The 26,598-nt window shown below is 57.4% G+C and carries 21 protein-coding genes; 9 read left to right on the forward strand and 12 right to left on the reverse strand.

Translation table 11 applies throughout. The annotated features are described in order from the left end of the window. Positions 1-60 precede the first annotated feature (60 nt). The 3 genes from GOX73_RS15990 to GOX73_RS16000 all read right to left on the reverse strand — a co-directional run bounded on the left by GOX73_RS15990 (position 61) and on the right by GOX73_RS16000 (position 5,096). Entirely contained in the window at positions 61-2,550 is a 2,490-nt protein-coding gene (locus GOX73_RS15990; protein ID WP_171126563.1) for a PBP1A family penicillin-binding protein, read from the reverse strand. A gap of 95 nt (positions 2,551-2,645) precedes the next feature. Then, entirely contained in the window at positions 2,646-3,866 is a 1,221-nt protein-coding gene (locus GOX73_RS15995) for an N-acetylmuramoyl-L-alanine amidase (protein ID WP_171126562.1), read from the reverse strand. Between the two features lie 72 nt (positions 3,867-3,938). Continuing rightward, positions 3,939-5,096, reverse strand: coding sequence for a pyridoxal phosphate-dependent aminotransferase (locus GOX73_RS16000; RefSeq protein WP_171135003.1), 1,158 nt, complete (start codon positions 5,094-5,096; stop codon positions 3,939-3,941). On the opposite strand from GOX73_RS16000, the gene GOX73_RS16005 reads away from it, so the two are divergent. Continuing rightward, positions 5,095-6,477, forward strand: a complete 1,383-nt coding sequence (locus GOX73_RS16005) for a M48 family metalloprotease (RefSeq protein WP_171126560.1) — start codon at positions 5,095-5,097, stop codon at positions 6,475-6,477. The genes GOX73_RS16000 and GOX73_RS16005 overlap by 2 nt on opposite strands. After that, a complete protein-coding gene (locus GOX73_RS16010; RefSeq protein ID WP_171126559.1) occupies positions 6,474-7,232 on the forward strand; it encodes a DsbA family protein in 759 nt (252 codons plus the stop codon). Before GOX73_RS16005 ends, GOX73_RS16010 begins: the two co-directional genes overlap by 4 nt. Positions 7,233-7,287: 55 nt before the next feature. On the opposite strand, the gene GOX73_RS16015 is transcribed toward GOX73_RS16010, so the two are convergent. From GOX73_RS16015 to hemA, 4 genes are all read right to left on the reverse strand, one after another. Next, positions 7,288-7,854, reverse strand: a complete 567-nt coding sequence (locus tag GOX73_RS16015) for a hypothetical protein (RefSeq protein ID WP_171126558.1) — start codon at positions 7,852-7,854, stop codon at positions 7,288-7,290. A gap of 132 nt (positions 7,855-7,986) precedes the next feature. Continuing rightward, positions 7,987-9,108, reverse strand: a complete 1,122-nt coding sequence (ispG, locus tag GOX73_RS16020; protein WP_171126557.1) for a flavodoxin-dependent (E)-4-hydroxy-3-methylbut-2-enyl-diphosphate synthase — start codon at positions 9,106-9,108, stop codon at positions 7,987-7,989. Between the two features lie 71 nt (positions 9,109-9,179). Then, positions 9,180-10,394, reverse strand: a complete 1,215-nt coding sequence (locus tag GOX73_RS16025; RefSeq protein WP_171126556.1) for a helix-turn-helix domain-containing protein — start codon at positions 10,392-10,394, stop codon at positions 9,180-9,182. A gap of 128 nt (positions 10,395-10,522) precedes the next feature. Further along, complete coding sequence (gene hemA, locus GOX73_RS16030; protein WP_171126555.1) at positions 10,523-11,746, reverse strand: 5-aminolevulinate synthase; 1,224 nt, start codon at positions 11,744-11,746, stop codon at positions 10,523-10,525. Between the two features lie 331 nt (positions 11,747-12,077). Between hemA and GOX73_RS16035 the strand changes: the two genes are divergently transcribed. After that, a complete protein-coding gene (locus GOX73_RS16035; protein ID WP_171126554.1) occupies positions 12,078-13,463 on the forward strand; it encodes a dipeptidase in 1,386 nt (461 codons plus the stop codon). A 141-nt stretch (positions 13,464-13,604) separates the two neighbouring features. Here GOX73_RS16035 and lpdA read toward each other — a convergent pair whose 3' ends face one another. Continuing rightward, positions 13,605-14,999 carry a dihydrolipoyl dehydrogenase gene (gene lpdA / locus GOX73_RS16040; RefSeq protein WP_171126553.1) on the reverse strand — a complete coding sequence of 465 codons (1,395 nt, stop codon included), beginning with the start codon at positions 14,997-14,999 and terminating at the stop codon, positions 13,605-13,607. Between the two features lie 216 nt (positions 15,000-15,215). Here lpdA and GOX73_RS16045 point away from each other — a divergent pair, with 216 nt between their 5' ends. Then, entirely contained in the window at positions 15,216-15,650 is a 435-nt protein-coding gene (locus GOX73_RS16045) for a hypothetical protein (RefSeq protein WP_171126552.1), read from the forward strand. Here the strand turns inward: GOX73_RS16045 and GOX73_RS16050 are convergent. The 4 genes from GOX73_RS16050 to GOX73_RS16065 all read right to left on the reverse strand — a co-directional run bounded on the left by GOX73_RS16050 (position 15,647) and on the right by GOX73_RS16065 (position 22,194). Continuing rightward, positions 15,647-16,222 carry a DUF924 family protein gene (locus GOX73_RS16050; RefSeq protein WP_171126551.1) on the reverse strand — a complete coding sequence of 192 codons (576 nt, stop codon included), beginning with the start codon at positions 16,220-16,222 and terminating at the stop codon, positions 15,647-15,649. The genes GOX73_RS16045 and GOX73_RS16050 overlap by 4 nt on opposite strands. 110 nt (positions 16,223-16,332) lie before the next feature. After that, the gene (locus tag GOX73_RS16055) at positions 16,333-17,604 is read right to left on the reverse strand and encodes an MFS transporter (protein WP_171122197.1); all 1,272 of its coding nucleotides are present in this window, start codon (positions 17,602-17,604) and stop codon (positions 16,333-16,335) included. Positions 17,605-17,716: 112 nt separating this feature from the next. Beyond that, positions 17,717-18,763, reverse strand: a complete 1,047-nt coding sequence (queA, locus tag GOX73_RS16060) for a tRNA preQ1(34) S-adenosylmethionine ribosyltransferase-isomerase QueA (RefSeq protein WP_171126610.1) — start codon at positions 18,761-18,763, stop codon at positions 17,717-17,719. Between the two features lie 44 nt (positions 18,764-18,807). Continuing rightward, the gene (locus tag GOX73_RS16065; RefSeq protein ID WP_371808654.1) at positions 18,808-22,194 is read right to left on the reverse strand and encodes a DUF3971 domain-containing protein; all 3,387 of its coding nucleotides are present in this window, start codon (positions 22,192-22,194) and stop codon (positions 18,808-18,810) included. Between the two features lie 68 nt (positions 22,195-22,262). On the opposite strand from GOX73_RS16065, the gene GOX73_RS16070 reads away from it, so the two are divergent. From GOX73_RS16070 to GOX73_RS16090, 5 genes are all read left to right on the forward strand, one after another. Continuing rightward, a complete protein-coding gene (locus tag GOX73_RS16070) occupies positions 22,263-22,724 on the forward strand; it encodes a peroxiredoxin (protein WP_171126549.1) in 462 nt (153 codons plus the stop codon). Positions 22,725-22,787: 63 nt separating this feature from the next. Then, a complete protein-coding gene (locus GOX73_RS16075; protein ID WP_371808655.1) occupies positions 22,788-23,624 on the forward strand; it encodes a ferritin-like domain-containing protein in 837 nt (278 codons plus the stop codon). Between the two features lie 179 nt (positions 23,625-23,803). Beyond that, positions 23,804-25,129 carry a DUF5930 domain-containing protein gene (locus GOX73_RS16080; RefSeq protein ID WP_171126548.1) on the forward strand — a complete coding sequence of 442 codons (1,326 nt, stop codon included), beginning with the start codon at positions 23,804-23,806 and terminating at the stop codon, positions 25,127-25,129. Next, on the forward strand, positions 25,119-25,619 hold the full coding sequence (locus GOX73_RS16085) for a polymer-forming cytoskeletal protein (protein ID WP_171122193.1): 501 nt from the start codon (positions 25,119-25,121) through the stop codon (positions 25,617-25,619). The genes GOX73_RS16080 and GOX73_RS16085 overlap by 11 nt, the downstream gene beginning before the upstream one ends. Before the next feature lie 121 nt (positions 25,620-25,740). Continuing rightward, the gene (locus GOX73_RS16090; protein ID WP_171126547.1) at positions 25,741-26,550 is read left to right on the forward strand and encodes a zinc-dependent peptidase; all 810 of its coding nucleotides are present in this window, start codon (positions 25,741-25,743) and stop codon (positions 26,548-26,550) included. Positions 26,551-26,598 lie beyond the last annotated feature (48 nt).

Consider the following 26,598-nt stretch of genomic DNA (forward strand, 5'->3'; position numbering starts at 1 on the left):
GCGTGATAGCAAGTGCGTGGGGTCACCACAAGACGGCGTGACCCCGAATACTGCGCATCGTTAATATAGCCCGCCGCCCTGCAACTCACCCTGGCTGGCATTTGGGCCGACGGTGACTGTGTTGCCTGTCGATGTGGTCACCTGACGGCCTGAGCTGTGGACCTCTTCAAACAAAGGCAGATCTGATCCCATTGCAAAACCGCCGTCGTAAACGCGGTCGATAAAGCCATCTACGCCGTCACGGAAATACTCGGCCACAACGTATTCGCCGGTTGCATCCGCAGGCAGGCGCGCGCCGCTGAAGCGGTCAATCTTGATGAAATGCCCACCCGGGGGAACTTCGAACGGGCCTCCACCATACTTTTCGACAGCTTTTTCCATAAAGCTCTGGAACACCGGGCCGCACATCGTGCCACCGTACGCCCCCCGCCCCATCGGGCGCGGGCGGTCATATCCAATGTAGCAACCAGCGACGATGTTTGATGTAAAGCCAATGAACCAAGCGTCCTTGGATTCATTGGTCGTGCCGGTTTTGCCAGCCGTCGGCACCGGAAGATTGACGTGGCTCGACGCTGTACCGCGATCGACAACGCCCTTCATCATCGAGGTCAACTGATAAGCTGTAATCGCATCCATGACCTGACTACGGTTGGTTTCGATGGTGGGCGACTCGTCCGGTTCCAGCCAGCTTGAGTTACAATCCAGACATTGCCGGTCATCGTGGCGGTAGATTGTCTTACCGAACCGATCCTGAATCCGGTCAACCAGTGTCGGTTCAACCCGCTCGCCCCCGTTTGCGAACATCGCATAGGCTGCGACCATCTTGTAAAGCGTCGTTTCCTCGGACCCCAAAGAGTTGGCAAGGAACGCACCCATCCGGTCATACACACCAAAGCGTTCGGCGTATCCGGCTACCACCGGCATCGTGACCTCTTGCGCCAAACGAATGGTCATCAGGTTCCGCGACTGTTCAATCCCGGTGCGCAGCGGAGTCGGGCCGTAGAACTTGTTGGACGAGTTCTTGGGCCGCCACAAACCTTGCGGGGTATTCACCTCAATCGGGGCGTCCACAACGATCGTTGCCGGGCTGTATCCGCTGTCAAGCGCCGCGGCATAGACGAAGGGCTTGAAGCTCGACCCCGGCTGACGTTGCGCCTGCGTCGCTCGGTTGAACACAGAGTCCTGATAAGAGAACCCGCCCTGCATCGCCAGAACACGCCCCGAGTTTACGTCCATCGCGACGAAACCGCCCTGTACTTCGGGCACCTGTCGGGCGGACCATTGGCCCTCTTCCCCGGCCATGACCAGGATAACGTCACCGCGCTTGAAATTGTCCTGAAAATTACCCTGCATCCACTGAATGTCAGAGCGCGGGACAGTGCCGTCTGCCGGGCCGTCTTCAATACCCACGGTCAATGACTGATCGGCGACATTCAAAACGACGGCAGGATACCATTGCGTTGGCAGGACCACGTCACGCGGGACTTCGGTGATGGCCAGCGCCTCGCGCCACTGCACCTCATCCGTCAGCTTGTCTTCAGGGATCACCTCGCCCGTGCCACGCCATTTACCGCGGGAACGGTCGTATTTTTGCAAAGCTACACGCAAGGCACGGGCCGCCTCGACCTGCATCTCTTCGTCAACCGAGGCGCGGACGGTAAAGCCACCGGTGAAAAATTCGCCCTCACCAAAATCCTCACTCAATTGGCGGCGGATTTCGTCGGTGAAGTAATCACGCGGCGGCAAAGCGGTGCGGAAGCTTTCGAAATCACCGTTCTGGACCGAGCGCAGAGGCATGTTGGTTTCTGCCTTATAGGTCGCCTGATCAATATACCCGTTCTGGTTCATCTCACGCAGCACATAGTTGCGGCGGGCCAACAGGCGGTCTTTCTCGCGCACCGGGTGGAAATCGGACGGTGCCTTGGGCATGGCGGCAAGGGTTGCCGCCTCATGCGGGGCAAGTTCCTGCAAAGTTTTGTTGAAATAGGTCTGGGCCGCTGCGGTCACACCATATGAGTTCTGACCCAGAAAGATTTCATTCATATACAGCTCAAGGATCTGTTCTTTGTCCAGCGTATCCTCAAGCCGCGTGGCGAGGATGATTTCCTTGATCTTTCGCTCGGCCCGACGGTCGCCGGACAGCAAAAAGTTCTTCATCACCTGCTGGGTGATCGTGGACGCCCCGCGCACATTCTCACCCTTGGATTTCACCGCTTCGACACCCGCCGCAATGATACCGCGCGGGTCATAGCCCTGATGGGTGTAGAAATTCTTGTCCTCGGCCGAGATAAACGCCTGCTTCACCAGATCAGGGATTTCCTCGGACGGTGTGAACAGGCGGCGTTCCTGCGCGAATTCGTCGATCAACTGACCCTCGCCGGAATAAATCCGGCTGATCGTCGGCGGCTTGTACTGCGCCAGCGATTCATGGCTGGGCAGATCGCGCCCATACATCCAAAAGACCGCACCAATCACCAGTGCGGCCATAAAAATGCCCAATGTCACGAGGCTGAAGATCGCCCCGAAAATGGATAGAATGAAACGGATCACGTTACTGCCTTTTGCTCGCGGTGCCGCCTATATAGTGATGCCCCTGCCCGGGGTCAAAACACGATGGCCAATATTAGCCGTTTTGCGCCGCAGGGTCACTGCCCAATAAGTGACCGTCTGACCAGATCATCCTGACGCCAGCGCTCCAGCCCGTCGCGAATGCCGCGCGCCATACCGGTACGCCATTCAGGGTTTCGTATGTTCTCAAGGTCTCTGGGGCTGGACAGAAACCCCAGTTCAATCAGAACAGATGGGATGTCAGCCGCCTTTAACACCGAAAACGAGGCCGTTCGGATCGGGCGGTTGTTCATCGGCCCACCCTGCTGTGTCATCCCTTCGGCCAAAGCTCGCGCAAGCGCGTCGGTGCGCGGCTTGGTTTCCCTGCGGGCCATGTCCAACAAAACATCCGCCACTTGATCGTCCGAACCGCTCAGATCAATTCCAGATATCAGATCGCCGCGATCATGACGCTCTGCCAGTCTGAGGCTGGCCACATCCGACGCATCCTCGGACAGAGTATAGACGGCAGCACCGTGCGCCCGCCCCTCGGACAGAATGTCTGCATGCAACGAGATAAAGACGTCAGCACCTGCCCGATGCGCCAGCGTGATGCGGCGCTCCAACGACACGAACTGATCGTCGACGCGTGTCATGACCACGTCGTATCCCCCAGCACGCAACAGCATTTCGCGCAGCTCGCGCGCAAAGGTCAGCATGAGGGTCTTTTCGTTCAGACCATCAACCTCGGCACCGGGGTCGATCCCGCCGTGCCCAGGATCCAGCATCACCCGAAGCAGGCGCGTTCCGTCCTCATCCCGCGCCGGAGGGGTAACCGATGCTTCCGGCAGATCCCAACCGGGCTGGCGCGGCGCGCCCGCACTGGCGGAAAACGTATCAAAATCAGTCCCTTTCAAGTCCAAAATCAACTGCGCCTTACCCGTTACCGGATCGACGCGCATATCCGAAGTCTCAACCGCCAAAGGCGCGCCAAGCTCCAGAACCATGCGCGACCACCCGGGCACATAGGCCCCATACTGCACCCCACTGACTCGATCCGTTTGCAAAAAGCTGTCGCGGTCCAGGCCGGTCCAGTCGACCTCCTGGAAATCCAGAACCATTCGATAGGGATCGCGCAGGGTGAAAACCCGGTATGGCACGCCCTGACTGAGACCAAGTTGCACCTGAACTCCGGCGCGCCCGTTATCAGCGACACGGCTGTCATCGGGCAACACGCGTGCAAGCGCGCTGAAATCATGCGCAACGGCAGCACCTTTCAGCGCCCAGATCAGCGCAATGGCGAATAGAATCCTGCTCATGGCCTCAAGTTTTCCCGAGATCGTTTGACGCCCAGCTTAGCCGAACAACGCCCGCTTGTGAACGCCCCGCGCTCAACCCACCGACACAGAGCGTTCAGCCATGAACCGCTGCAGACGCAACAGGCCTTCTTCTATGTCTGCCGTCGATCTGGCGTAGGAAAACCGCAATGTCGTATGGCCACGCACAGGATCGAAATCGAGACCCGGAGTGACCGCCACACCCGCCTTTTCAAGGATTTCCGCAGCAAAGCTACGGCTATCATGCGTCAGGTCGGACACATCGGCATAGACATAAAATGCCCCGTCAGGCGGTGCGATGTTCGTGAAGCCTGCCTTGGGCAACCCCTTAAGCATCAGGGCGCGGTTGGCCCGGTAGACATCAAGGTTTGCCTGCAATTCATCTTCGCACTCCATCGCGGCCAAAGCCGCAACCTGACTGGCGTGCGGCGCGCAGATGAACATGTTCTGGGCGATCCTCTCGACAACGCGCACCTGATCTTCGGGCACAACCATCCAGCCCACACGCCAGCCCGTCATCGAGAAATATTTCGAGAACGAATTGATCACATAGCATTCATCCGTCACTTCCAACGCTGTGACGGCCTTGGCCTCATATTCCAGCCCATGATAAATCTCATCACTGATGAACGAGGCGCCCTGCTCGTGCGCGGCCCCGATAAGCGCCTGCATCGCCGTATGATCTAGCATTGTCCCAGTTGGATTGGCTGGCGACGCGACCATAAGCCCCTGAAGATCAAGCCCCGAGAAATCTGACGGCACAGGCTGGAGACGGTTTTCCGGCGCGGTTGGCAGATCGACCGGCACAAGCCCCAGAGCCTTCAAAATCTGCCGGTAGGACGGATAACCCGGCGCGCCTATACCGACACGATCGCCGCTGTCAAATAGCGCCGTGAAGGCCAAAAGGAATCCGCCTGATGAGCCCGGCGTGACCACAACACGCTCGGGGTTGAGGTCGACGTTATACCATTCACCAAACATCCGCGCGATCCGCTGCCGCAGAGCCGGAAGGCCCAGAGCAACCGTGTACCCCAGTGGCCCTTCTTTCATGGCCTTTGCCAGAGCATCAGTCGCCCCTTGCGGCGCACCGGTTCCCGGTTGGCCAACCTCCATGTGAATGATGGTGCGTCCGGCCTCTTCAGCCCGGCGCGCGGCCTCCATAACGTCCATCACGATAAAGGGATCGACCCCGGACCGGGTTGAGTTTCTCATGCCCATCTCCCATGTTGCAGCCATGGCTTTTGAACGCGTATCCAGGCTGGCGTCAATCCCGGCCCTGTTGCTGATCGCAGTGACATGGTTTTCAAGCGCCATTCAAACCGCAGCGCAAAGCCTGATCCGTGACCCCGATATCGAATACGGGCTGCGTGAACTGGCATTTCCCGTCTTGCGCGCAGCGGGGCTGAACACCAATCGTGTGCAAATTCTGGTGGTGAATGACAGCACGTTCAACGCCTTCGTCATCGACTATAACGCGATCTACCTGAATTACGGTCTGATCCTGACGGTCGAAAGCCCGGAAATGCTGCAGGCGGTGATTGCACACGAAGCCGCGCATATCGCCAATGGCCATCTGGCACGGCGGGTGGAGAACCTGAAAGCCGCGCAAAAGAACGCGCAGTTGGGAACCGCACTTGCCCTTGTGGTGGCCGCTGCGGGCGGTGGCGAGGCTGCTGCTGGCATCGCGGCGGGCACCTCCGGCTCGGCCCTGCGCAGTTTTCTGGCACATACCCGTGCCGAAGAATCTTCGGCTGATCGCAGTGCTGCCAGCTATCTCAGATGGGCGGGTATCTCGCCCAGCGGAATGGTTGCGCTGCACCAGAAATTTGCGGGACAGGAACTGTTAAGCACAATCAATCAAGACCCCTACATGCGCTCGCACCCCACCAGCCGTGAGCGCCTGCGGGCTGCCGAAGCTTTCATGGAAGAATTCGGAGATAAAGCGCAACCCAACCAAAGTGCTGATTACTGGTTCGCGCGCACAAAGGGTAAACTGTCGGCCTTTCTACGGTCACCGACCTGGACCATGCGCCGGGCTAAGGAAGAAAGCGCGCGGGACATCCGCCTCATGCGCGAAGCGGCGGCCTATCACCAGAACCGCGATCTGGCGAACGCCAGAGCCGCAATCAACCAAGCACTGGATATTCGGCCCGATGATCCATTTTATTACGAACTCAAAGGGCAAATATTGTTGGAAAACCGCAAGGTACAGGACGCGGTTGCTGCATATGGCAAGGCAGTGGATCTGGCCCCCAACAATGCGCTGATCCTTGCCGGATACGGTCGGGCGCTCCTGGCGCAAGGTCAGACCAATAACGCCTTACAAGCCCTTGAAAAGGCAAGAAATAGAGACTACCGAAACGCCCGATTGATGCAGGATTTGGGCGTTGCATATGCGAAAGTCGGCAACAAAGGCATGGCCTCGGCCGTGACGGCCGAAAGATATGCCTTGCAAGGTCGGCTGGCAGATGCAGGTGTTCACGCAAGACGGGCTGTCGGGCAATTGCCCGAAGGCTCACCTGGTTGGCAACGTGCACAGGATGTGCTGATTGCCTCAGAACAAGCTAAGAAAACAAAAAGGAAACGAAAATGATCCTCAGACACGCTGCGCCAGCCCTGCTGGGGCTTTCGTTGATCACAGGCCCCGCTCAGGCATTGGACCTGAACGCCATGACCGAGGCTGAAAAGCAACAATTCGGAGAACAGGTTCGCGAGTATCTTCTGGAAAACCCGGAAGTGATCATCGAGGCCATCAATATCCTTGAGCAGCGAAATGCAGTGGCCGAAGCACAGGCCGACAAGGAGTTGGTGAGCGCCAACGCCGATGAGTTGTTCAATGATGGATATAGCTGGGTTGGCGGCAACCCGGACGGCGATATCACCCTGGTCGAGTTCATGGACTATCGCTGTGGCTATTGCCGCCGGGCCGTCCCCGAAGTGGCCGAGCTTTTGTCAGAAGACGGCAATATCCGGTTGGTTATAAAAGAGTTTCCGATTTTGGGCGATGCATCGGTCCTGTCATCACGCTTTGCCGTTGCAACCAAACATGTGGCTGGCGACGACGCTTACAAACAGGTTCACGACGCACTTCTGGAATTCGGCGGCGAGCCGTCCGAAGTGACCCTGCGCCGTATCTCGGACGGGTTGGGTCTGGACAGCGACGCAATCCTCGAAGCGATGAACAGTGATCAGGTGACGAATGAGATCAACCAAACGCGCGAGTTGGCGCGGCGCATGCAGATTTCCGGCACGCCTTCGTTTGTTCTGGGAACCGAGATGCTGCGCGGATACCTGACGGCTGACCAGATGATCGAGATCGCAAACGTCGTGCGCGCCGAACAGGGCTAATTTGATTGGAGGCGGACCATCACCCGCCTCCGCTCATTCTTTGTGCAACACGCGCTTAGTACGGAAAGGGCGCGTCGCATTTCAGCCAAACAACCCACCTGTTCGTGCCATCCGACCGAAATTGCGCGGCAGGCAAGGACGTTCCCTTGATACCTGCGGGAACGACATCACGCCCCTGCTTCTGACTTTCTGCGAGAACGGCGCTAATGTCCTGCGGGTTCGAAATCCGGCGAACACCGTTGTTGGGGGTAATTGGACCAGAGCGGCAATACGTCGAACGCGCGACATGCTGTGCAAGGCTCATCGCGGCTCGAGAGTCGCTTCCGTCCCACAAGGATGCCGCAACCCGTGCAGCCAATGCCGGGTCTGCCAGCACCAGAGGCGTGTCCTTGGGCGGCTTTGACTGTCCGCCGGGCCCGAGGGTCACGATGATGCTTGTGACTGTACCACTCTGATTATACGGCGCGAGATCAGCCGAGAGATAGCGCAACTTGGTGTTTATGGCGTTTTCCGGGACCGGAACATTCACGTCCCGGGGATACCTGTCGTACTCGTCTGATCCACTGCTGCACGCCGTCAGAATGGCACAGGAAGCTGCGGCCACGCTTAAAAGAAACTTCATTTGAAAATGCCTTGAACTGCTCAACCTAAAGGACGTTTTTCAGGTTAAGTTTGGCAAAAGAATGACGTCTCCTGCTGACAGGCAAGGTTTTTCGTTAGAAACAGTCCGCCCTAAACGAAAACCGAAACGACGCTATTCCGCAGCTTCTGCGGCTGCATCCAGTTCGGCGGCCTTCTTCTCGACCTCTTCTACGATGTGCTCGATCATCTGATCGTTAGACATCTTGTGACTGGCCTTACCCGCAAGATACACCATGCCAGAACCGGCTCCACCGCCGGTAAAGCCAACATCGGTCATCAGCGCCTCACCCGGCCCGTTCACGACGCAGCCGATGATGGATAGGCTCATGGGCGTCTTGATGTGTTCCAGTCGCTGCTCCAATGCTTCAACTGTCTTGATCACGTCGAATCCCTGCCGCGCACAGGATGGGCACGAGATGATGTTCACGCCGCGATGGCGCAGGCCCAGAGATTTCAGAATCTCATAGCCCACCTTCACTTCTTCGACCGGGTCGGCGGACAGGCTGACACGGATCGTATCGCCGATACCCATCCACAGCAGATTGCCCAGACCGATGGCCGATTTGATTGTGCCGCTGACCAGCCCCCCGGCCTCGGTGATGCCCAGATGGATGGGGGCGTCGGTGGCCTCGGCAATACCCTGATAGGCGGCGGCTGACAGGAACACGTCGCTGGCTTTCACGCTGATCTTGAAGTTGTGAAAGTCGTTGTCTTGTAGAATGCGGATATGTTCCAATCCGCTTTCGACCATCGCGTCGGGGCACGGCTCGCCATATTTTTCAAGCAGGTGCTTTTCCAAAGACCCAGCGTTAACCCCGATGCGGATCGAGCAATCGTGGTCACGCGCGGCCTTGATAACCTCCTGCACGCGTTTTTCATCACCGATGTTGCCCGGATTGATCCGCAGGCAGGCGGCACCTGCCTCAGCAGCCTCGATCCCGCGTTTATAGTGGAAATGGATATCGGCAACGATCGGAACCGGGCTTTCGCGCACGATTTCCTTCAGGGCCTTTGAGGACGCCTCATCAGGGACCGAAACCCGAACGATATCCGCTCCTGCCTCGGCCGCCGCCTGAACCTGCGCCACGGTCGCCGCGACATCCGTCGTCAGGGTGTTCGTCATCGTCTGCACGGCGATGGGCGCATCGCCCCCAACCGGAACACTGCCAACCATGATCTGACGGGACTTGCGGCGATAGATGTTTCGCCACGGGCGAACGTGATTAAGGGACATGGGATCGGGTCCAAGGCAGCCTGAGTTGCAGCTTTAAATAGTTCGCCTGCCAAGGCTCCGCAATGGCAAGATCACTCAGCCGGGTCTTGCAGCGCCTCAGCCTGCAATTCGGCGACCAAACGCTTAAGGGCGCTATTCTGTTCAGCCTCAAGATCGGCAACATCGTAACGCTCAGCCACGGCATCCTTGGACAGGATTACGCCTTTTGCGACCGTTCCAGGATTTCCAACAGGGCCAAAATGTTCACCGTTCATCGAGAAATATACCGAACCGGACGCCCCGGCGCGCAGTTGCGGAGGTTCTTCTGTAAGCGGAACTTCGAACGTGTTGCCCTGCTCGACCGTGCCAAGAGTGCCTTCGAATATGATACTGCCATCCGCGGCTGTAACCCGCATCCATGCCGGGTTGACGGCTACGATTTTGAGCGTCGTGTCCAGTTGTTCAACCACCTGCGGCAGTGCCGGGCGTTCGACAGTGTGCACCTCGGCCACTTCGATCTTTGGCGGCTCTGGCGGAAGGAATGTTCCGACCGAACGCGGATCAAGTGTCGAAATCGGTGCGTCACGTGCGACAAGCACGGGAACATCCAGGGCCTGTGGCCGATACAAACGATCCAGTGCTTCGGCGCTGGGGGTTTGAATGGTCGCCACCTCTTCCACTGACCCGACAGCACGCGCGACATTTAGCGGGTCAAGGTCGGACAGAACGACAGGGGCTTGTTCAACCGGGCTAACCTGCACTTGCTGGATTTTGTTCAGAACTGCCCACCCGCCGTAGCCAATACCGCAGATCAAAGCCAACAGCACGGCGGACGATCCAATCGCACGAGGTTCAATTTGGCTGACCAGAGACTCTTTGCCTGGAATATACGGCGTATTGGGCGAAATGAACGGGTCACGGCCCATCGGACCCCGGGCGGGCAAGCCGCCCACCGGCTTACGGACAACGGACGCCTCTGCGGACATGCCGTGCGCGACCTCAAATCCGCTTTCTTTGCAGAAGGCCGTAAATGTCTCATCAGGGTTCATACCCAGATAACGCGCGTAAGAACGCACGTACCCGGCGATGAAGCCGGGTGTGTCGAAGGCATCTGGATCAGAGTCTTCTATGGCTGCGATGTAATTGGCCTTGATCCGCAGTTCTCGCTGAACATCCAGTAGAGATTTGCCCATAGTGGCGCGTTCGCCGCGCATCATATCACCAAGTCGCACCTCATAATCGTCATAGCCTTTCGGCCGGACGTCAACGTCGTCTTCGGATTCGCGCTGAGATCTGCGCCCAATCATCCCTGCTGCCCCATTTTGCCTACGCGTGTTTTACGCTAGCGCCGAATCACTGCCTAAATGATTCGATCACTGATTTTGTTAGCGTAAGCTTAACACGCGACAAACAAGTTGCACACTTTGGCGTTAGGTTAACCAGCAAGTTCGGCGCGATTTAGCGCACAATGTGACCAAAGTTCGTCCATCGCGACCACCAGACGGTTCATTTCGTCGGGCCCATGCACCGGCGACGGGGTGAATCGCAAGCGCTCGGTTCCACGCGGAACCGTCGGGAAATTGATCGGCTGAACGTAAATTCCATGGTCGTCCAGCAACCGATCGCTCAGGATTTTGGTGTGGACCGGGTTACCGACGATCAGAGGAACGATGTGGCTGCCGTGGTCAATCAAAGGCAGTCCCAGCCCCTTGAGGCGCAATTTGAGGATCTGTGCCTGAGTTCGATGCAGTTCGCGCAGTTCTGTCGCACTCTTCAGATACGCGACAGACGCCGCTGCGCCTGCTGCCACCGCAGGCGGCAGAGAGGTCGTGAAGATGAAGCCCGGCGCGTAAGAGCGTACGGCGTCGCACATCTTTTCACTCGCGGCAATGTAGCCACCCATCACGCCAAAAGCTTTTGCCAATGTACCGTTGATGATGTCGATACGATGCGCCAAACGATCCCGCTCTGTCACACCGCCTCCGCGCGGGCCGTACATGCCGACAGCGTGGACCTCATCAATGTAGGTTAACGCGCCGAATTCATCCGCCAAGTCGCAGATTTCTTCGATCGGGCCAAAATCACCGTCCATCGAATACACGGATTCAAATGCGATCAGCTTGGGCGCCTTGGGATCGTCAGCCTCAAGCAACTCTCGCAGATGGGCGACATCATTGTGGCGGAATATGCGCTTGGCACCTCCATTGCGGCGCACACCTTCGATCATTGAGGCGTGGTTCAATGCATCAGAATAGATGATCAGACCCGGAAACAGCTTTGGCAGCGTGCTCAGCGTTGCGTCATTGGCGATATAAGCGCTTGTGAACAGCAGCGCCGCTTCTTTTCCGTGCAGATCAGCAAGCTCGGCTTCAAGCTGGTTGTGATACACAGTCGTCCCCGAGATGTTACGCGTGCCGCCCGAACCAGCTCCGGCGGCGTCAACGGCCTCGTGCATCGCGTTTAGTACGACCGGGTGTTGCCCCATACCCAAATAGTCGTTGCCACACCATACGGTGATATCCTGCTGCGACCCGTCAGGACGCGTCCGAACAGCATGAGGAAAGTGGCCATTGCGCCGTTCGATATCAATGAAAGTCCGGTAGCGGCCTTCGTCATGTAGCCTTGCGATCGCTGAATCAAGCTGAGCACTATAGTCCACCGGTTTCTCCTTACTTGCCCGACCTTGTTCACAACGGTCGAACGTCTTTCATGGCACCGTTTCCGGAAGATCCGAAATTGCACCGATGCACTCAATTTAAGCTCAAGACATATAACGAGCTAAGAGAATGCGTATTTGATTTGCATCAAATATCTTTTTGCATCCCACTCGACAAGTAAAGTTTCGGCAAACAGACGCGGGGAAACGACGCAGGCAATACGGAAAATCCACCTACTATTTTCGCCTCCCGCCCTACGATCGTCAAAAGCGCACTGGACGGCGCCGATAGCGCTGATAGGGTTCCGCCAAATCATCATGGCAGGAGACCCCCATGTCGCTGGACTCTGTTCTGGACCGTATCGACGCCGATCTTCAAACCTCAATTGACCGCCTGATGGAACTGCTCCGCATTCCTTCAATTTCAACGGATCCGGCCTATGACGCTGATGTCAGTCAGGCCGCCGACTGGTTGGTCTCGGATTTGAAATCCATCGGAGTTGCGGCGGAAAAGCGGGAAACCACCGGGCATCCCATGGTCGTGGGACATATAGGTGAGGACAGCGACGCGCCGCATGTGCTGTTCTATGGTCACTATGACGTGCAGCCCGTCGACCCTTTGAACCTGTGGAATCGTGACCCGTTCGACCCGGCGATCGAAGAGACCGAGAATGGCCCGGTTATCCGGGGCCGAGGCTCATCCGATGACAAAGGTCAATTGATGACCTTCGTCGAAGCATGCCGCGCCTGGAAAGCCGTTCACGGCACCCTACCCTGCCGCATCACGTTCTTCTTTGAAGGTGAAGAGGAATCCGGCTCACCCTCACTGGTCCCGTTCCTGCGCGAAAACGCGGCTGAACTAAAGGCAGATCTGGCCTTGGTCTGCGACACGTCAATGGTGTCGCGTGGCGTTCCCTCCATCGCATCTCAACTACGCGGAATGCTCAAAGACGAATTCACAATCATCGGACCCCGGGTTGACCTGCATTCGGGCCACTATGGTGGCCCCGGCCTGAATCCCCTTCGCGAATTATCTAAAATTGTGGCGTCCTTTTACGATGAAGAAACTGGCCGCGTCGCCGTTAACGGTTTTTATGAAGGTGTCCACGACGTTCCAGCCGAACAGCTTCGCCAATGGGAAGGCTGCGGGTTTGATGAGGCCGAATATCTCAACTCAGTTGGATACACGCAGCCACACGGCGAAAAAGGGTTTTCCGCGCTTGAACAGCAATGGGCCCGCCCAACGCTTGAGGTAAACGGGCTTTGGGGTGGATACAACGGTGCCGGGTCAAAAACGGTTATACCGTCGCGAGCCCATTGCAAAATCACCTGCCGTCTTGTCGGCGAAATGGATCCGGATGACTTGCGCGACAAGATACGAAAACATGTCGAACAACGCCTGTCGACGGATGCAAAAATCGAATGGGATAACGACCTAGAAGGCTCGCCCGCTTCTGTCATGAATCTGGACCGCCCCGAATTCGAAGCAGCGCGGGGTGCCTTATCCGATGAATGGGGCCGCGAGGCCGTCTTCACAGGTATGGGAGGCTCTATCCCGGTCGTCGGCTATTTCAACACCGAGCTCGGACTGGACTCGATGCTGGTTGGTTTCGCCAACGACGATGACGCGATCCATTCCCCCAATGAGAAATACGACGTCAAAAGCTTCCACAAGGGCATCCGATCGTGGGCGCGCATTCTGGACGCTCTGACCAGATAGACTTTAATGCGAGGCTCTGCCTCGCGCTCCGGGATATTTGGGGCCAGATGAAGTAGGGATCCCCCGCTTCATCTGGCTAAAAATATCCCGGGGGAGTCGCCCGGTACGGGCGGCGGGGGCAGAGCCCCCATTGGCGGCCCATCACATATGGATTACCCGGTCATACGCGTCCAGTACGCTTTCATGCATCATTTCCGACAGTGTCGGATGCGGGAAGACCGTATTCATCAGGTCTTCTTCGGTTGTCTCCAACTGACGCCCGACAACATACCCCTGAATCAACTCCGTGACTTCGGCGCCGATCATATGTGCACCCAAGAGTTCTCCGGTCTTGGCGTCGAAAATAGTCTTGATCATCCCTTCAGGTTCGCCCAATGCGATCGCCTTGCCGTTGCCTATGAAAGGGAAGCGGCCAACTTTGATATCATAGCCTAGCTCTTTGGCTTTCGCCTCGGAATACCCCACTGACGCGACCTGCGGCTGGCAATAAGTACAGCCCGCGATGCTTTCTGGCTTGACCGGGTGCGCGTGCTTGCCCGCGATCAGGTCGGCAACCATGACCCCTTCGTGGCTGGCCTTGTGCGCCAGCCACGGAGCGCCTGCGATATCACCAATGGCGTATAGGCCATCGACCCCGGTCCGGCAGTATTCGTCCGTCACCACATGTGTCCGGTCAATCTTGACGCCCAATGCTTCGAGGCCCAACCCCTCGACATTGCCGACGATTCCGACCGCTGAGATTACAGTGTCAAAGTCATGCTTTTCCACTTTTCCCTTGACCTCAATATGTGCGGTCACCTTGCCCTTGGCACGGTCCAACTGTTTGACCATCGCCTTTTCCATGATGGTCATGCCCTGCTTGGTAAATGCTTTTTTGGCAAAGGCGCTTATTTCTGCATCTTCAACGGGCAACACGCGATCCATCACCTCGACCACTGTCGTATCTGCCCCCAACGTGTTGTAGAAGCTGGCGAATTCGATACCGATCGCACCGGATCCGATGACAAGCAGTTTCTTGGGCATGCGCGGCGGCTGCAATGCGTGCTTGTAGGTCCAGACCAGATCGCCGTCCGCCTCAAGGCCCGGCAATTCACGAGCGCGGGCGCCTGTGGCCAGAACAATATTCTTGGCCGTCAGCTCTTCGGTTCCCTTGTCGGTTTTGACCGAAACCTTGCCTTTGGCAGGGATTGTCGCCTCGCCCATCACCACGGTGACCTTGTTCTTCTTCAGCAGATGACCAATGCCGCCGGACAACTGCGCGGCAACCCCGCGTGAGCGTTTGACAACAGCGTCCAGATCATAGCCGATCTTGTCCGCCTTCAGTCCGAAATCCTTGGCCCGTTCCATCAGGTGAAATACCTCTGACGACCTCAGCAGCGCCTTGGTCGGTATGCATCCCCAGTTCAGGCAGATGCCGCCAAGATGTTCACGTTCTACTACAGCGGTTTTCAGGCCCAGCTGGGCCGCGCGAATAGCTGCGACATACCCGCCGGGACCGGCGCCAATTACGATCAGATCAAAAGATTGTGCAGCCATGTTTCCCTCTCGGCGCAGGTCGATTCAGAAATTAGTTTACCATTAAACTAATTTCTTTAACGCATCAATACATTGCCCCCGCGACAAAAGCAACGCAGGGTCAAGTGGCGCCAAATGCACTGATTTGAGCCTATACCCAGCGGCCTTCTATGGCTAGAAGTTAGGGGCCAGTCGTCGATGGCAATTGTTTAACCCAAGAAATTAAAGAGGCTTATCATGGCCAGAACGCTTAAAGATCTGTTACTTGCATTGCTGAACGCCACACTCATCCTGGTAGCGCTGTGTCTGTTTCTGGGGTGGAAACTGGCCTCAACGGTCGAAGGCATCACGACAGCCTTCGCTGAGAATATCCAGATTGTTGCTCCCCTCAAACAGGAACTCCAGGGGGTACGAGGTGAGTTGGCGGCTTTACGCAGCGACTTGTCCTCGATTCAAATTGGCGAAAGCCTTGCGAATAGCGCAGCGGCACAGAAAATCTCGACCGCTTTAGCCAAGCTCGACGATTTGGAAAAAGAGCTACAGGCAAAGCAGGCCCGGATTTCGGAACTGACTGAATCACCAGACGAATTGATCAATACGGCCATTGAGGCCTCGGCCGACGCAATCGCCGACCGGATCATTGAAATACGTGGATGCGTGCCTGCGTCTTAACCGGCGGCCTGCAACTCTCGGACCGTCGCGCCATAGCCGCCCATGTCCACATACGCCGCTTCAGGCTCGGTCATTGGCCGCGACAGCGCTTCGTTGCGGTATGGGAACCGCCCGAATTGCCGGATTACCTCACGGTGTGCACGCGCATGTAAAAGATTACTCGAATCCTTGCTGACATTCTGACACATCAACCGCACACAGCGTTCCTGATCACACAGATTTTCCGAATGCATCAGGGGAAGATAAAAGAACTGCCTTGCGGGCTCGTCGATCTTCAGATCCCACCCCTTGTCCACAGCACATTTGGCCGCTGACAAGGCCGCACGGTCAGATGCAAACGCCTTGGCGCTGCCTCGGAACATGTTGCGTGGAAATTGATCCATCAGGATGATGTACGCCAACGCACCACTGGGACAGGTCAGCCAAAGGGAAAACTTGCCCTCATTTGCTGCATCCCACATGGTATGGAATTTTTCGCGGATTTCAGCGTCAAGCGCATCGTCCTGCAAATACCAACCCTTGGGACCGACTTCATCCAACCAAAAACTCAGTACGTCTTCAGGCCCTGCCATTGCCCTAAACTCCGTCTGTTCGCCTCCCCCAGGGACGTAACGTCATTTAAGGACGTTTTACAGGTTTGTTACAGTAACATATTGCAACACTTGCGACATAAATCCGTGTCTTAGGCAATATCTTGCGTGTCCTGCTCGGCTTCCGCCGCCTCGATGGCCACTTCCTGCGCTACTTCAAACGCAACGGGTGAGGCTGTGGGGTAAAGCGGAGACATCGTACCCGTTTCGTCGACCGGGATCGCGGCGCGTTGTGTCATGCGATACATTGCGTACCCTGCGGTTATGACCAGCAACATCGCAATGAACAGGAAAAACCCCTGAGGGCCAAACACGGCGTCGCCCATTAACCAACCGGTGATCAGCGGCCCGGCAATCGCACCCAACCCGTTGATAAAAACCAGACCGCCAGAAGCGGCCGCCATATCCTCATGCTCGAGGAAGTCATTGGCATGCGCAATCAACAGGGAATAGAGCGGATTCGACATCCCACCGATCACGAAAGCGGCAATCAGCAGGATCGGAAATGTCGTTCCGAACAACATGCCGGCAATCGACCCTCCGGCCCCGGCGATGGCGACCAGCATGATAAGAAACCGGCGATCCATGCGGTCGGAAAACCAGCCAAGCGGATACTGCAAGACGACGGCCCCGACGTAGAACGCGGCGATAAAGGTCGAGATTTCGACCAACGTCAGCCCAGCCCGTGCACCATACACCGACGCCATACCGAACTGAGCCGAGAACACGCCGCCCAACAGGAACATGCCGACACAGCCGAGCGGTGACTTACCCATCAATTCGCGCAGGGTCATCGGCTTGGTCGTGTCAAAGGCTGGTGTAGGTGAAATTGACAACAGGATCGGCCCGAAGGAAATCGAAACCAGAATCGACGCGATCACGAAAGTCTCATAGCCCGCGGGGTCTCCGACCAGCATCAAGCCTTGCGCCGTAATGATCCCGGTCATCTGGACGATCATATACAACGACAGCGCCTGCCCCCTGTTTTCGTTGCTGGCGGCGTTGTTCAGCCAACTTTCGGCCGTAACGTACACGCCGGAAAAGCAAAACCCGATTACGACACGGCCCAGAATCCAAGCCACAGGTTCGGTCAGCATTGGATACATGATCATCACGGCCGAAATGAACGAAGCCAGCGCCGCAAAGACACGGACGTGCCCCACGCGCCGGATCATCTCGGGCGCCAAGCGCGATCCGCCGAGGAAACCCACGAAATACGCCGACATCACAAAGGACATCTCGAGAGTCGAGAACCCCTCAATCTCGCCGCGAACACCAAGGATCGTGCCTTGCAAACCGTTGCCGACCATAAGCAGGCCCACGCCAAGAAGAAGCGCCCATGCGCTGGACAGGACCTGGATCATTGGGACCTCCGCGAAAAATCGGTCTGAATTACGGATTCGTTTTGATATGAAAAACGGCTCTGGGCATGCTTGTCTACGACATAACCGTAATGCGATCCCGACAACGCGGCGGTCACGGTATCAAAAGCGACGCATCTCCGTAGGAAAAGAACCGATATTTCTGGTCGATTGCGTGGGCGTAGACATCGCTCATGCGAGTCTGCCCCATCAAGGCCGACACCAGCATAAGAAGCGTGGATTTCGGCAAGTGAAAGTTGGTCATCAGCGCGTCGGTGACGTGAAATTGGAAGCCGGGATAGATGAATATGTCTGTCTCGCCTTCCCACGGTTCGATCCGGCCAGAGCGCGCGGCGCTTTCGATCAGGCGCAGCACAGTGGTTCCAACTGGTATAACCCGTCCGCCAGCGGCCTTGGTCTTTTGGATTTCGTGGGCAGCCTGCGCGCTGACCCTGCCCCATTCAGCGTGCATTTTATGCGTAGTCACGTCTTCGACTTTCACCGGCAGAAAGGTCCCCGCACCGACATGCAGTGTGACATGAGTGATTTGCACACCGCGCTCGTCCAACGCGCGCATAAGCGCGTCGTCGAAATGCAGCGACGCGGTCGGTGCAGCCACCGCACCCGAATTTCGGGCCCAGATTGTCTGGTAATCTGTCTTGTCTTGATCGTCCGCCGGACGCTTGGCCGCAATATAGGGCGGCAAGGGCATCGCACCGGCATGTTCCAGCGCGGCATCAAAGTCCTCTCCGGTCAGGTTGAACCGCAGAAACGCCTGCCCGTCATCTACCCGCTCCAAAGTGGCGCTGAGTTGGTCCGAGAACCTGATCTCTTCGTGCAGCTTCACCTTCTTCAGCGGTTTGATCAGCGCGGCCCACGTTCCATCGGCTTGCGGGTCTAGCAGGGTTGCTTCGATCGCCGCTGAAACGGGGCCCTGTGCGCTGTCACGGTGCCGCCGTCCGTTCAGGCGCGCCGGGATCACACGCGTATCGTTAAGGACAAGGCGATCCCCGGGCTGCAACCAATCGGGTAGATCAAACACATGCGCGTCCGAGATTGCGTCGCCATCGACCACAAGCAATCGCGCCGACGAACGCGGCGTTGCCGGGCGCGTGGCAATCAGATCTTCGGGCAGGTGGAAATCGAAATCGCTGAGTTTCATGCGCGCGCCATACAAGGCCAGACCGGATTCAGCAATAGCCCAGATCAATGATCCTTCGGAGGGGAGCCAAAGGTCTTTTTCGGCTCATCAGGCTTTACAGGCAGGGAATTCGGGCCGTCGGTCACAGTTGGAGCCGGGGCGCGCAAGAGGTTGCGCAAGAACAACGGCGCAAGGCCCGACAAGGGGTTCACAGACACTTTGGGCGAAGTCAGTGGGCCCGTTAGATTATAATTGAAGCCAATAACGCCCTCACCCTTTTTGGTGAAAACGCTGCCGATCGCGTTGACCAGATAAATCGGCGAAATCGCACCCCGCAGATTCAGCATTCCCGCGACCGTATCTATCGTCCCATCAAAAGACAGACCCATGGACGGGCCAACCGCGCTTCCGCTGAGGACTTTGACCTCGGTCGGCGTAATGCGCATCCGGCTTTCAATGGTCGAGAAAAAGATACCCTGCCCCGCCATTTCATCCAACAAACCAACAAGGCTGATCGCGTTCAGCAAGGCGGCCATCGCAGGGGCATCCGTGATCCGCGTATTCACGATCTTTAGGTTAACGTCATAGTTCCCGGGCGCGCCAACGGGCTCGAGGCTCATATCGAGCGAGCCGCCACGTGCCTGAGTGATGACCCCTGCCGATCGCAGCACCTCACCGGCATCGGACGACTTTAATTCCACGGCGCTGCGCCCACCGCGCGGAGTGACCTGTCCGCGAACCGACGCGCCTCCGTTCACGCCGGCGGTGAATGCGCCAGTGATGCCGCCCGACGTCTGGAATGATCCGTTGAATCCCGTCAGCGCGACCGATTCTGTGACCTGCAAGCGGTCCAGCACGACGTCCAGTGCAGGCCCGCGCCCGCCGCCTCCACCACCGCTGCTACCTTCGCCGAAAGTGGCACCACCCAAATTCATGACACCGCCCAGCACGCGGATATCCGGCAAGGACGACCCACGATTCACCAGCTCGGCAGGGACGGCCAGCCAGTTGCCCAGATCGAAAGAGCTGAACTGAACCTTGTTAAAATCCCCCCCTTCGCGAAACGAGATCGAAGCCGTGGTACGCAAACCCGCCGCGTCCAGCTTAAGCTCATCCACACGCAACTGATCGCCCAGCGTGGCGTCGACATTCAATGTTCCGGCGGTCTGTCTGCCTTTGCGCCAGCCAAGTTCGGGTATGGCCAAGGCAACACCAACCAGATCAGAGGTCGCTGCCAGCTTTATTGGGTCGCCTGCTCCGATGCCGATAGAGACCTGTGCGGTTCCCTGCCCCGTCAGCATACCCTGCGGTAATCCGGCTTTCAGCTCGGTCATCAGACGGGGCGACAGTTCGATTTCACCGGTAACCTCGCTGCGTTGTGGGCCTGAACCACCGATGGGTTGGCGCCATGTCACGTCAACCGGAACATCACCAAACAGACCATACCCGCCAATCTCGACCGAATTCTGATCGCCCTGTACATTCAGGCGGTCTGAACTGACCGAGAATCCCGGCACCAACCGGTCGCTTGCAACGTTGTCGATTTCGCCGGTGAAGTGGAACTCTGTTTCTTCGAATTTCAAACCTTTCTTCATAGGCAACGCCAGAGTACCCGACAGGTTGACCTCACCCTGAGCCAGATCCACAGGCAGCCCGGCTTTCGTCAACAACTCCAGAGGTTTGCGATCAAGCAGCGACAGCGCCGCAGTCGCTGAACCCCGCGCTTTTATCCGGGCAATGGCCGGTGACGGGCCCTTGATTGTTGTATCGGGAATGATGAACGACGTGCCCGAAGCATCGACCGCCCCGCCAGCATCGGCGATCACCACCCCGCTTTCGGCAGATGCGGTAAACCGATCGTCAAGCAAGCTGACCCGACCCTGCGCGTCCTGAATGGGGGGTAAAGTCTTGGCGTAGCGGATTTTGGCGTTTTCGAACCCAAGCCCCAAGTAAATGTCCGGCTTGCGCCCCGGTTGCAGTCGCAATGCAAACTCGACGTTCCTAAATTGGCCTTCATACAGGTTTTCAGACACCCAGAGCCGTGGTTTCGGGGCCAGAATTTCAGGCCAGTAATTCAGCAACCGGTCGGCAGTCATTGTATCCAGATGCGCATCCAGCGCCGCCACCCATCCATCCGGGCGGCCGATCAAATTACCCGAAGCACGCAAAGTGTGGTCTGCGTCGACCAGCGTCAGTTGCCCCAATCGCACCTCGAACGGTGCCAGCTTCAGTTGGAAATCAAGATTTGCCCGTGCGGATTCAAGTGACTCGGGGAAAAGACCACCGGGATAGATATCAATTTTGTTCAGATCCAGTTGCGCCGTTAGGCTTTCCAATGTCCCGTCGTCAATCCCCTGCAGATAAGCCGAGCCGCTGGCCTGAACCGACCCCAGATCGGAAACGATCGAGACTTCGTTGAAATCCAGCACCTGCGCAGCGGGATCATAGGTGAAATAGGTCCGCGCAGAGTCAAATCGAATGGGTTGTGTCTCGGGCGTCGGCTGGATGACACCTGCGGCAATATTCAGTGTCGCGAACAGGGGGCCCAATGCGGCCTGATCGTCGACGCTGCCGCGAAGGGCGCCGGAAATCGGCGCGTCAAGCTCTTGCAACCACGCCAGCGCAAGGCTTTGTCCTGCGATATCCTCAGCGGGCAGATCGGTGATGGAAATGCCGAAACTTGCCTCGGGCGTGCCCAAAACGCTGGAATAATTGGCCTCGATCGAGCTGGCATAATCCCGGCCGGTCAAAACCGAAAACCCGGTGGCAAGGCGCATTTCGTCCCCGCTGCGCGCAATCGAAATATGCCCTCCGTCGAACACCCAGGCACGGCCCAGGCGCAAATCCTGATAGTCCAACGTCAGGTTCTGCAACTCAACCGATCTAAGGCCCGACAGGATCGGAGAAAGAAATACATCGTCGGATTCTTCGATCAGTTCAGCCAGTGTGGGTGCCTGCTGTACAGGCGAGCTGCCGGTGCCGACCGTCAGCGATAGCGCGCCATCTTCGCCGCGCGTCAGGGCGATCTGGGCATCTTGCAGGACTATGCGCCTTGGCCGGATTTGCCCCCGCAAAAGCCCCCGCATCGACAGGCGTGTGCGCAAGTCCGACACTTGAGCGATTTGCTGTCCGGCGGCATCGCTAATGGTCACATCCGTCAGGCGAAGCCGGGGGCGCCACTGCTCATTTACAAAAAAGGTGGCATCCCCGAAGCGGATTTTCAGCCCGCCCAGCGTTTGATCAAGCCGCTTTTCAGCCTGAACCCGCATCCAGTTCGGGGCGTGCAGTTGCTGACCAATCAGAAAGAACCACCCTGCAAAAGCCATCGCAGCAAGCGAAAGAGCGAACCACATCGTCCAGCGAAGGGCAGTACGACGACGCGACCGACCGCGCCGGGGTTTGCCCGGATGGTCTGCACTTTTGTCTTCGTGCTGCACCAATTTTCTATCCACGCCTTTCAACCCGCTCGCGCCGCCCTATGATGACGGGCAGCACTTAAAAACCTTTAACGGAGTTTCCAATGCCCGACGTTACAGACACTGCCCCTGATTTCACGTTGCCCCGCGACGGCGGTGGCGAGGTCACGTTGTCAGACCTGCGCGGCGGTGCCGTCGTTCTTTTCTTCTATCCCCGCGATGATACGCCGGGCTGCACCAAGGAATCCATCGGTTTCTCGGAACAACTTCAAGCCTTTGCCGAGGCGGGCGCTCAAATTTTCGGCATTTCGCGGGACACCATTGCCAAGCACGACAAGTTTGTAGCCAAGCACAACCTGACGACCCCTCTGCTATCCGACGAGGGGTCAACCGTTTGCGAGGACTATGGCGTCTGGGTGGAAAAGAACATGTATGGGCGCAAGTCGATGGGGATCGAACGCTCGACCTTTCTGATCGACGCCGACGGCAAGATCGCCCGTGTCTGGCGCAAGGTCAAAGTTCCCGGTCACGTGGATGAGGTACTTGAGGCTGCGCGCGCGCTCTGACCCTCTTTTCTGCAACCGCCATCCAGTCTAAGACCCGCGCAAACGCAAAAGCGGAGAAACCCGGTGTCGAAAACACTGACCCAGATGGCGACCGAAGTCCTGACCACTGCGGAAGGGCGCGCAAAAACCGCCCTTTCCAAACGCTATGCCGCTGAATGGTTCGCGTCGCGCAAGGGTGATGCACCTGAGATTGAGATTGGGACAGCGACCCCACCGCTTTACCCGTCGCGGCCAGAAAAGCCTGAATTGCTGTCGCCCCGCGATGTTCCAAAACGCCGACCAAGAACCGAGGCCGGGCGGATTGCCCTGCTGCACGCCGTGGCTCATATCGAACTGAACGCCGTTGATCTGCACTGGGACATCATCGCCCGGTTCGGACATGTGCCGATGCCAATCGGTTTCTACGACGACTGGGTGAAATGCGCAGAAGAAGAGTCACGTCATTTCGAGATGGTTTGCGACTGCCTTGAGCAGATGGGCAGCTATTACGGTGCCCTGCCCGCCCATGCGGGAATGTGGCGCGCGGCCGAAGATACGGCCGAGGATTTGATGGGACGGCTGGCTGTGGTTCCGATGGTGCTGGAAGCCCGCGGGCTGGATGTAACCCCCGGAATGATTGACATCTTCCGCAAGGCGACGGCTGAACAGGCTATCGCTGCACTCGAGGTGATCTACGCCGAAGAAGTCGGGCACGTGGCCTATGGATCAAAGTGGTTCCATTTCCTATGTGGGCGTGAGAATACCGACCCAAAGGATGTGTTTCACGAATTGGTTCGGCGGTATTTCCACGGCGTCCTGAAGCCCCCTTTCAACGAGGAAAAACGCGCCGAAGCGGGGTTGCCGCCAGATTTCTACTGGCCTTTGACTGAAGACCTGCCTCAGCCCGGACACGACCATTAAACGTGCTCATGTTGACGTTATCGGCAATTTCCCGCCGAGAATTGGCGGGAAAAACCTACTTTGTTGGGTAAACTGGTTAACAAACTTGCCCAAAACCTGAGCTCCCTCTATGCACTTCGGCCAAGGGACGGCTATCACTCACGACCGATCCCGATCTTGGGGATGAAGAGGGAAGACGCGTGCGAACACGTCTGGCAATCAAACTACACTCGCTGCTTGAACGGCATTTTCCGGAACGCAGGGTTTTTCTGAAATCCGACAACGACACACGGTTCATCCGGCTTAGTTCGGAAACGCAGGTCGCTGCTGTTGCTGGCGTTGCGGTGATTGTTGGCTGGACCGCTGTCGCGACCGCGATCTTGCTGATGGACAGCATCGGATCGGGCAATTTCCGCGAACAGGCGAAACGAGATCAGGCCACCTATCAGGAACGGCTGAATGTTCTGTCGGCCGAACGCGATGTGCGCGCGCAAGAAGCGTTGATGGCGCAAGACCGGTTCAACGCGGCGCTCGAACAGATTTCCGCCATGCAGTCCGAGCTGCTGGCCTCGGAAAACCGCCGCCGCGAGCTTGAGACCGGGATCGAAGTGATCCAGACGACCTTGCGCGCGACAATGAAGCAGCGCGAAGAAGCCCGCACAGAGCTGGCCAAGATGAACCAAGAGGCAGGTTCGGGCGAGGTGCAGATGGCATATGCCACCAACCCTGCCCAAATGAACTTCATGACCGAGGCATTGGTCAGGACCGCGATGGAACGTGATCAGATCGCGGCCGATGCCAAGGATGCGCTGGATCAGCGCGACGAGCTGGAACTGGAAATCCAGCTAATGCAGGAACGCAGCGACGAAATTTTCCGTCAGCTAGAAGAGGCAATGGTCATCTCTGTCGAGCCGCTCGACAAGATGTTCCGCAAAGCAGGAATGCCCACCGACCGTATCATCGAAGAAGTGCGGCGTGGGTACAGTGGCATGGGTGGCCCCCTAACCCCCATATCCTTCAGCACGCGCGGTGAGGAACTGACCCCCGACGAAATCCGCGCGAATACCCTGCTGCAGCAGATGGATCAGCTGAACCTCTATCGCATTGCTGCAGAAAAAGCGCCGTTTGCAAGCCCGGTAAACTCGGTTGTCCGCTTCACCAGTGGCTACGGGACACGCCGCGACCCCAAGACCGGAGGTCGCCGCATGCATAACGGTGCTGATTTTGCAGGTGCACATGGAACGGATATATTTGCGACCGCTGACGGAGTGGTCACCCATGCAGGCTGGCAATCCGGGTTTGGACGGCTGGTAAAAATCAAGCATGCCTTCGGAATTGAGACACTTTACGCCCATAATACCAAGATCAAGGTAAAGGTTGGTCAAAGGGTCTCGCGCGGGGATCATATTGCTGATATGGGTAGCACCGGACGGTCGACCGGCACGCATCTGCACTATGAGGTACGCGTGAACGGAAAACCTGTTAACCCAATGACTTACATCAAGGCTGCGAGAAATGTTTTCTAAGAGCAAAATCAACGAGCCCGGTTCGAATGCACCAGAAGCGGCAAAACCCGCCGCACCAGCAACACCGGCTGCCCCTGCACCGTCAGAAAACAAGGCGAGCACCGCGCCCAAGCCCAAGCCTCCGGCGTCGGTTCTGTCTTCGGATCTGCACATCACCGGCAACCTGAAAACCTCGGGCGATATCCAGGTTGAAGGAACTGTCGAAGGCGACATTCGCGCGCATCTTCTGACGATTGGTGAAACCGCGACCATCAAGGGCGAAGTCACCGCAGATGACGTCGTAATCAATGGTCGCATCGTTGGCCGTGTGCGTGGTCTGAAAGTACGCCTGACCTCGACCGCACGTGTCGAAGGCGACATCATCCACAAGACCATCGCCATCGAAAGCGGCGCGCATTTCGAAGGCTCGGTCCAGCGTCAGGACGACCCGCTGAACCCTGGCCGCAGTGCCAAGGGCGGCGCAAATCCGGCGGCTGAGGTCAAGCAGTAACACCTGCTTCGCCCGAATTGAAAATTCAACGCCGCAGGGAAACCTGCGGCGTTTCTTTTTGCCTTGGACCACGGCGCACTTTCAGGTTCCAAGACGCAACCCGCCTGTATAAGCTTGTGAAATGTGGATTTTCTTTGCCTTAGTTCTGTTGATCGCAGGCTTTTTTACCTATCGCCATTGGGCCAGAACACAGGAGCGTAAGGCCCTGCTGTCCACCCCACTTACCCCTGAACAGCGCGCCATAATTGAAGCCCAGGTTCCCTTAGTGCGCCGTTTGCCGCCTGACCTGCGCGTAGGCCTCGACGGCAAGGTGAACCTGTTTCTGAATCAGGTCCGGTTTTTTGGTTGTGACGGTCTTGAGGTCACGGAAGAAATGCGTCTGGCCATCGCCGCGCAGGCATGTCTCCTGATTATCAACAACACGCTCTGGTACGATCACCTCACCACGATCCTGATCTACCCCAACGCCTTCAAGTCCCGGCAACGCAGGCAGGACGGCTATGTGGTCAGCGAAAAGGAAATCATCCGCACCGGGGAAAGCTGGGACCGGGGGCCGGTCATTCTGTCGTGGTCTCACAGCAGGCAAGGCGCATTAGATGATCATGATGGACAAAACGTAGTCCTGCACGAATTCGCACATCAGATCGACGATCTGTCGGGCGGAACCAACGGCGTTCCAATCCTCAGCGAAGGCCAGACCTTCGCCGAGTGGGAACGAGCATTTCTGGCGGCATACGATGCCCATGTTCAATCCGTAGAAAAAGGGCGGCACACGGTCATCGACCCATATGGCGCCGTCGGGCACGAAGAGTTCTTTGCGGTATCGGTCGAGGTCTTTTTTGAACGGCCCCGCGCCTTGAAGTCCGAGGCCCCCGGCATTTACGAGCAGTTGGCCACGCTGTTCCGGCTGGATCCCGTAACCTGGAATTAACCTGCCTTGGCGGAACCGGGTTCCCTAAAAATTTCACAAAACAGGTTT

The organism is Ruegeria sp. HKCCD7221, from assembly GCF_013031225.1.
Lineage (GTDB): Bacteria > Pseudomonadota > Alphaproteobacteria > Rhodobacterales > Rhodobacteraceae > Ruegeria.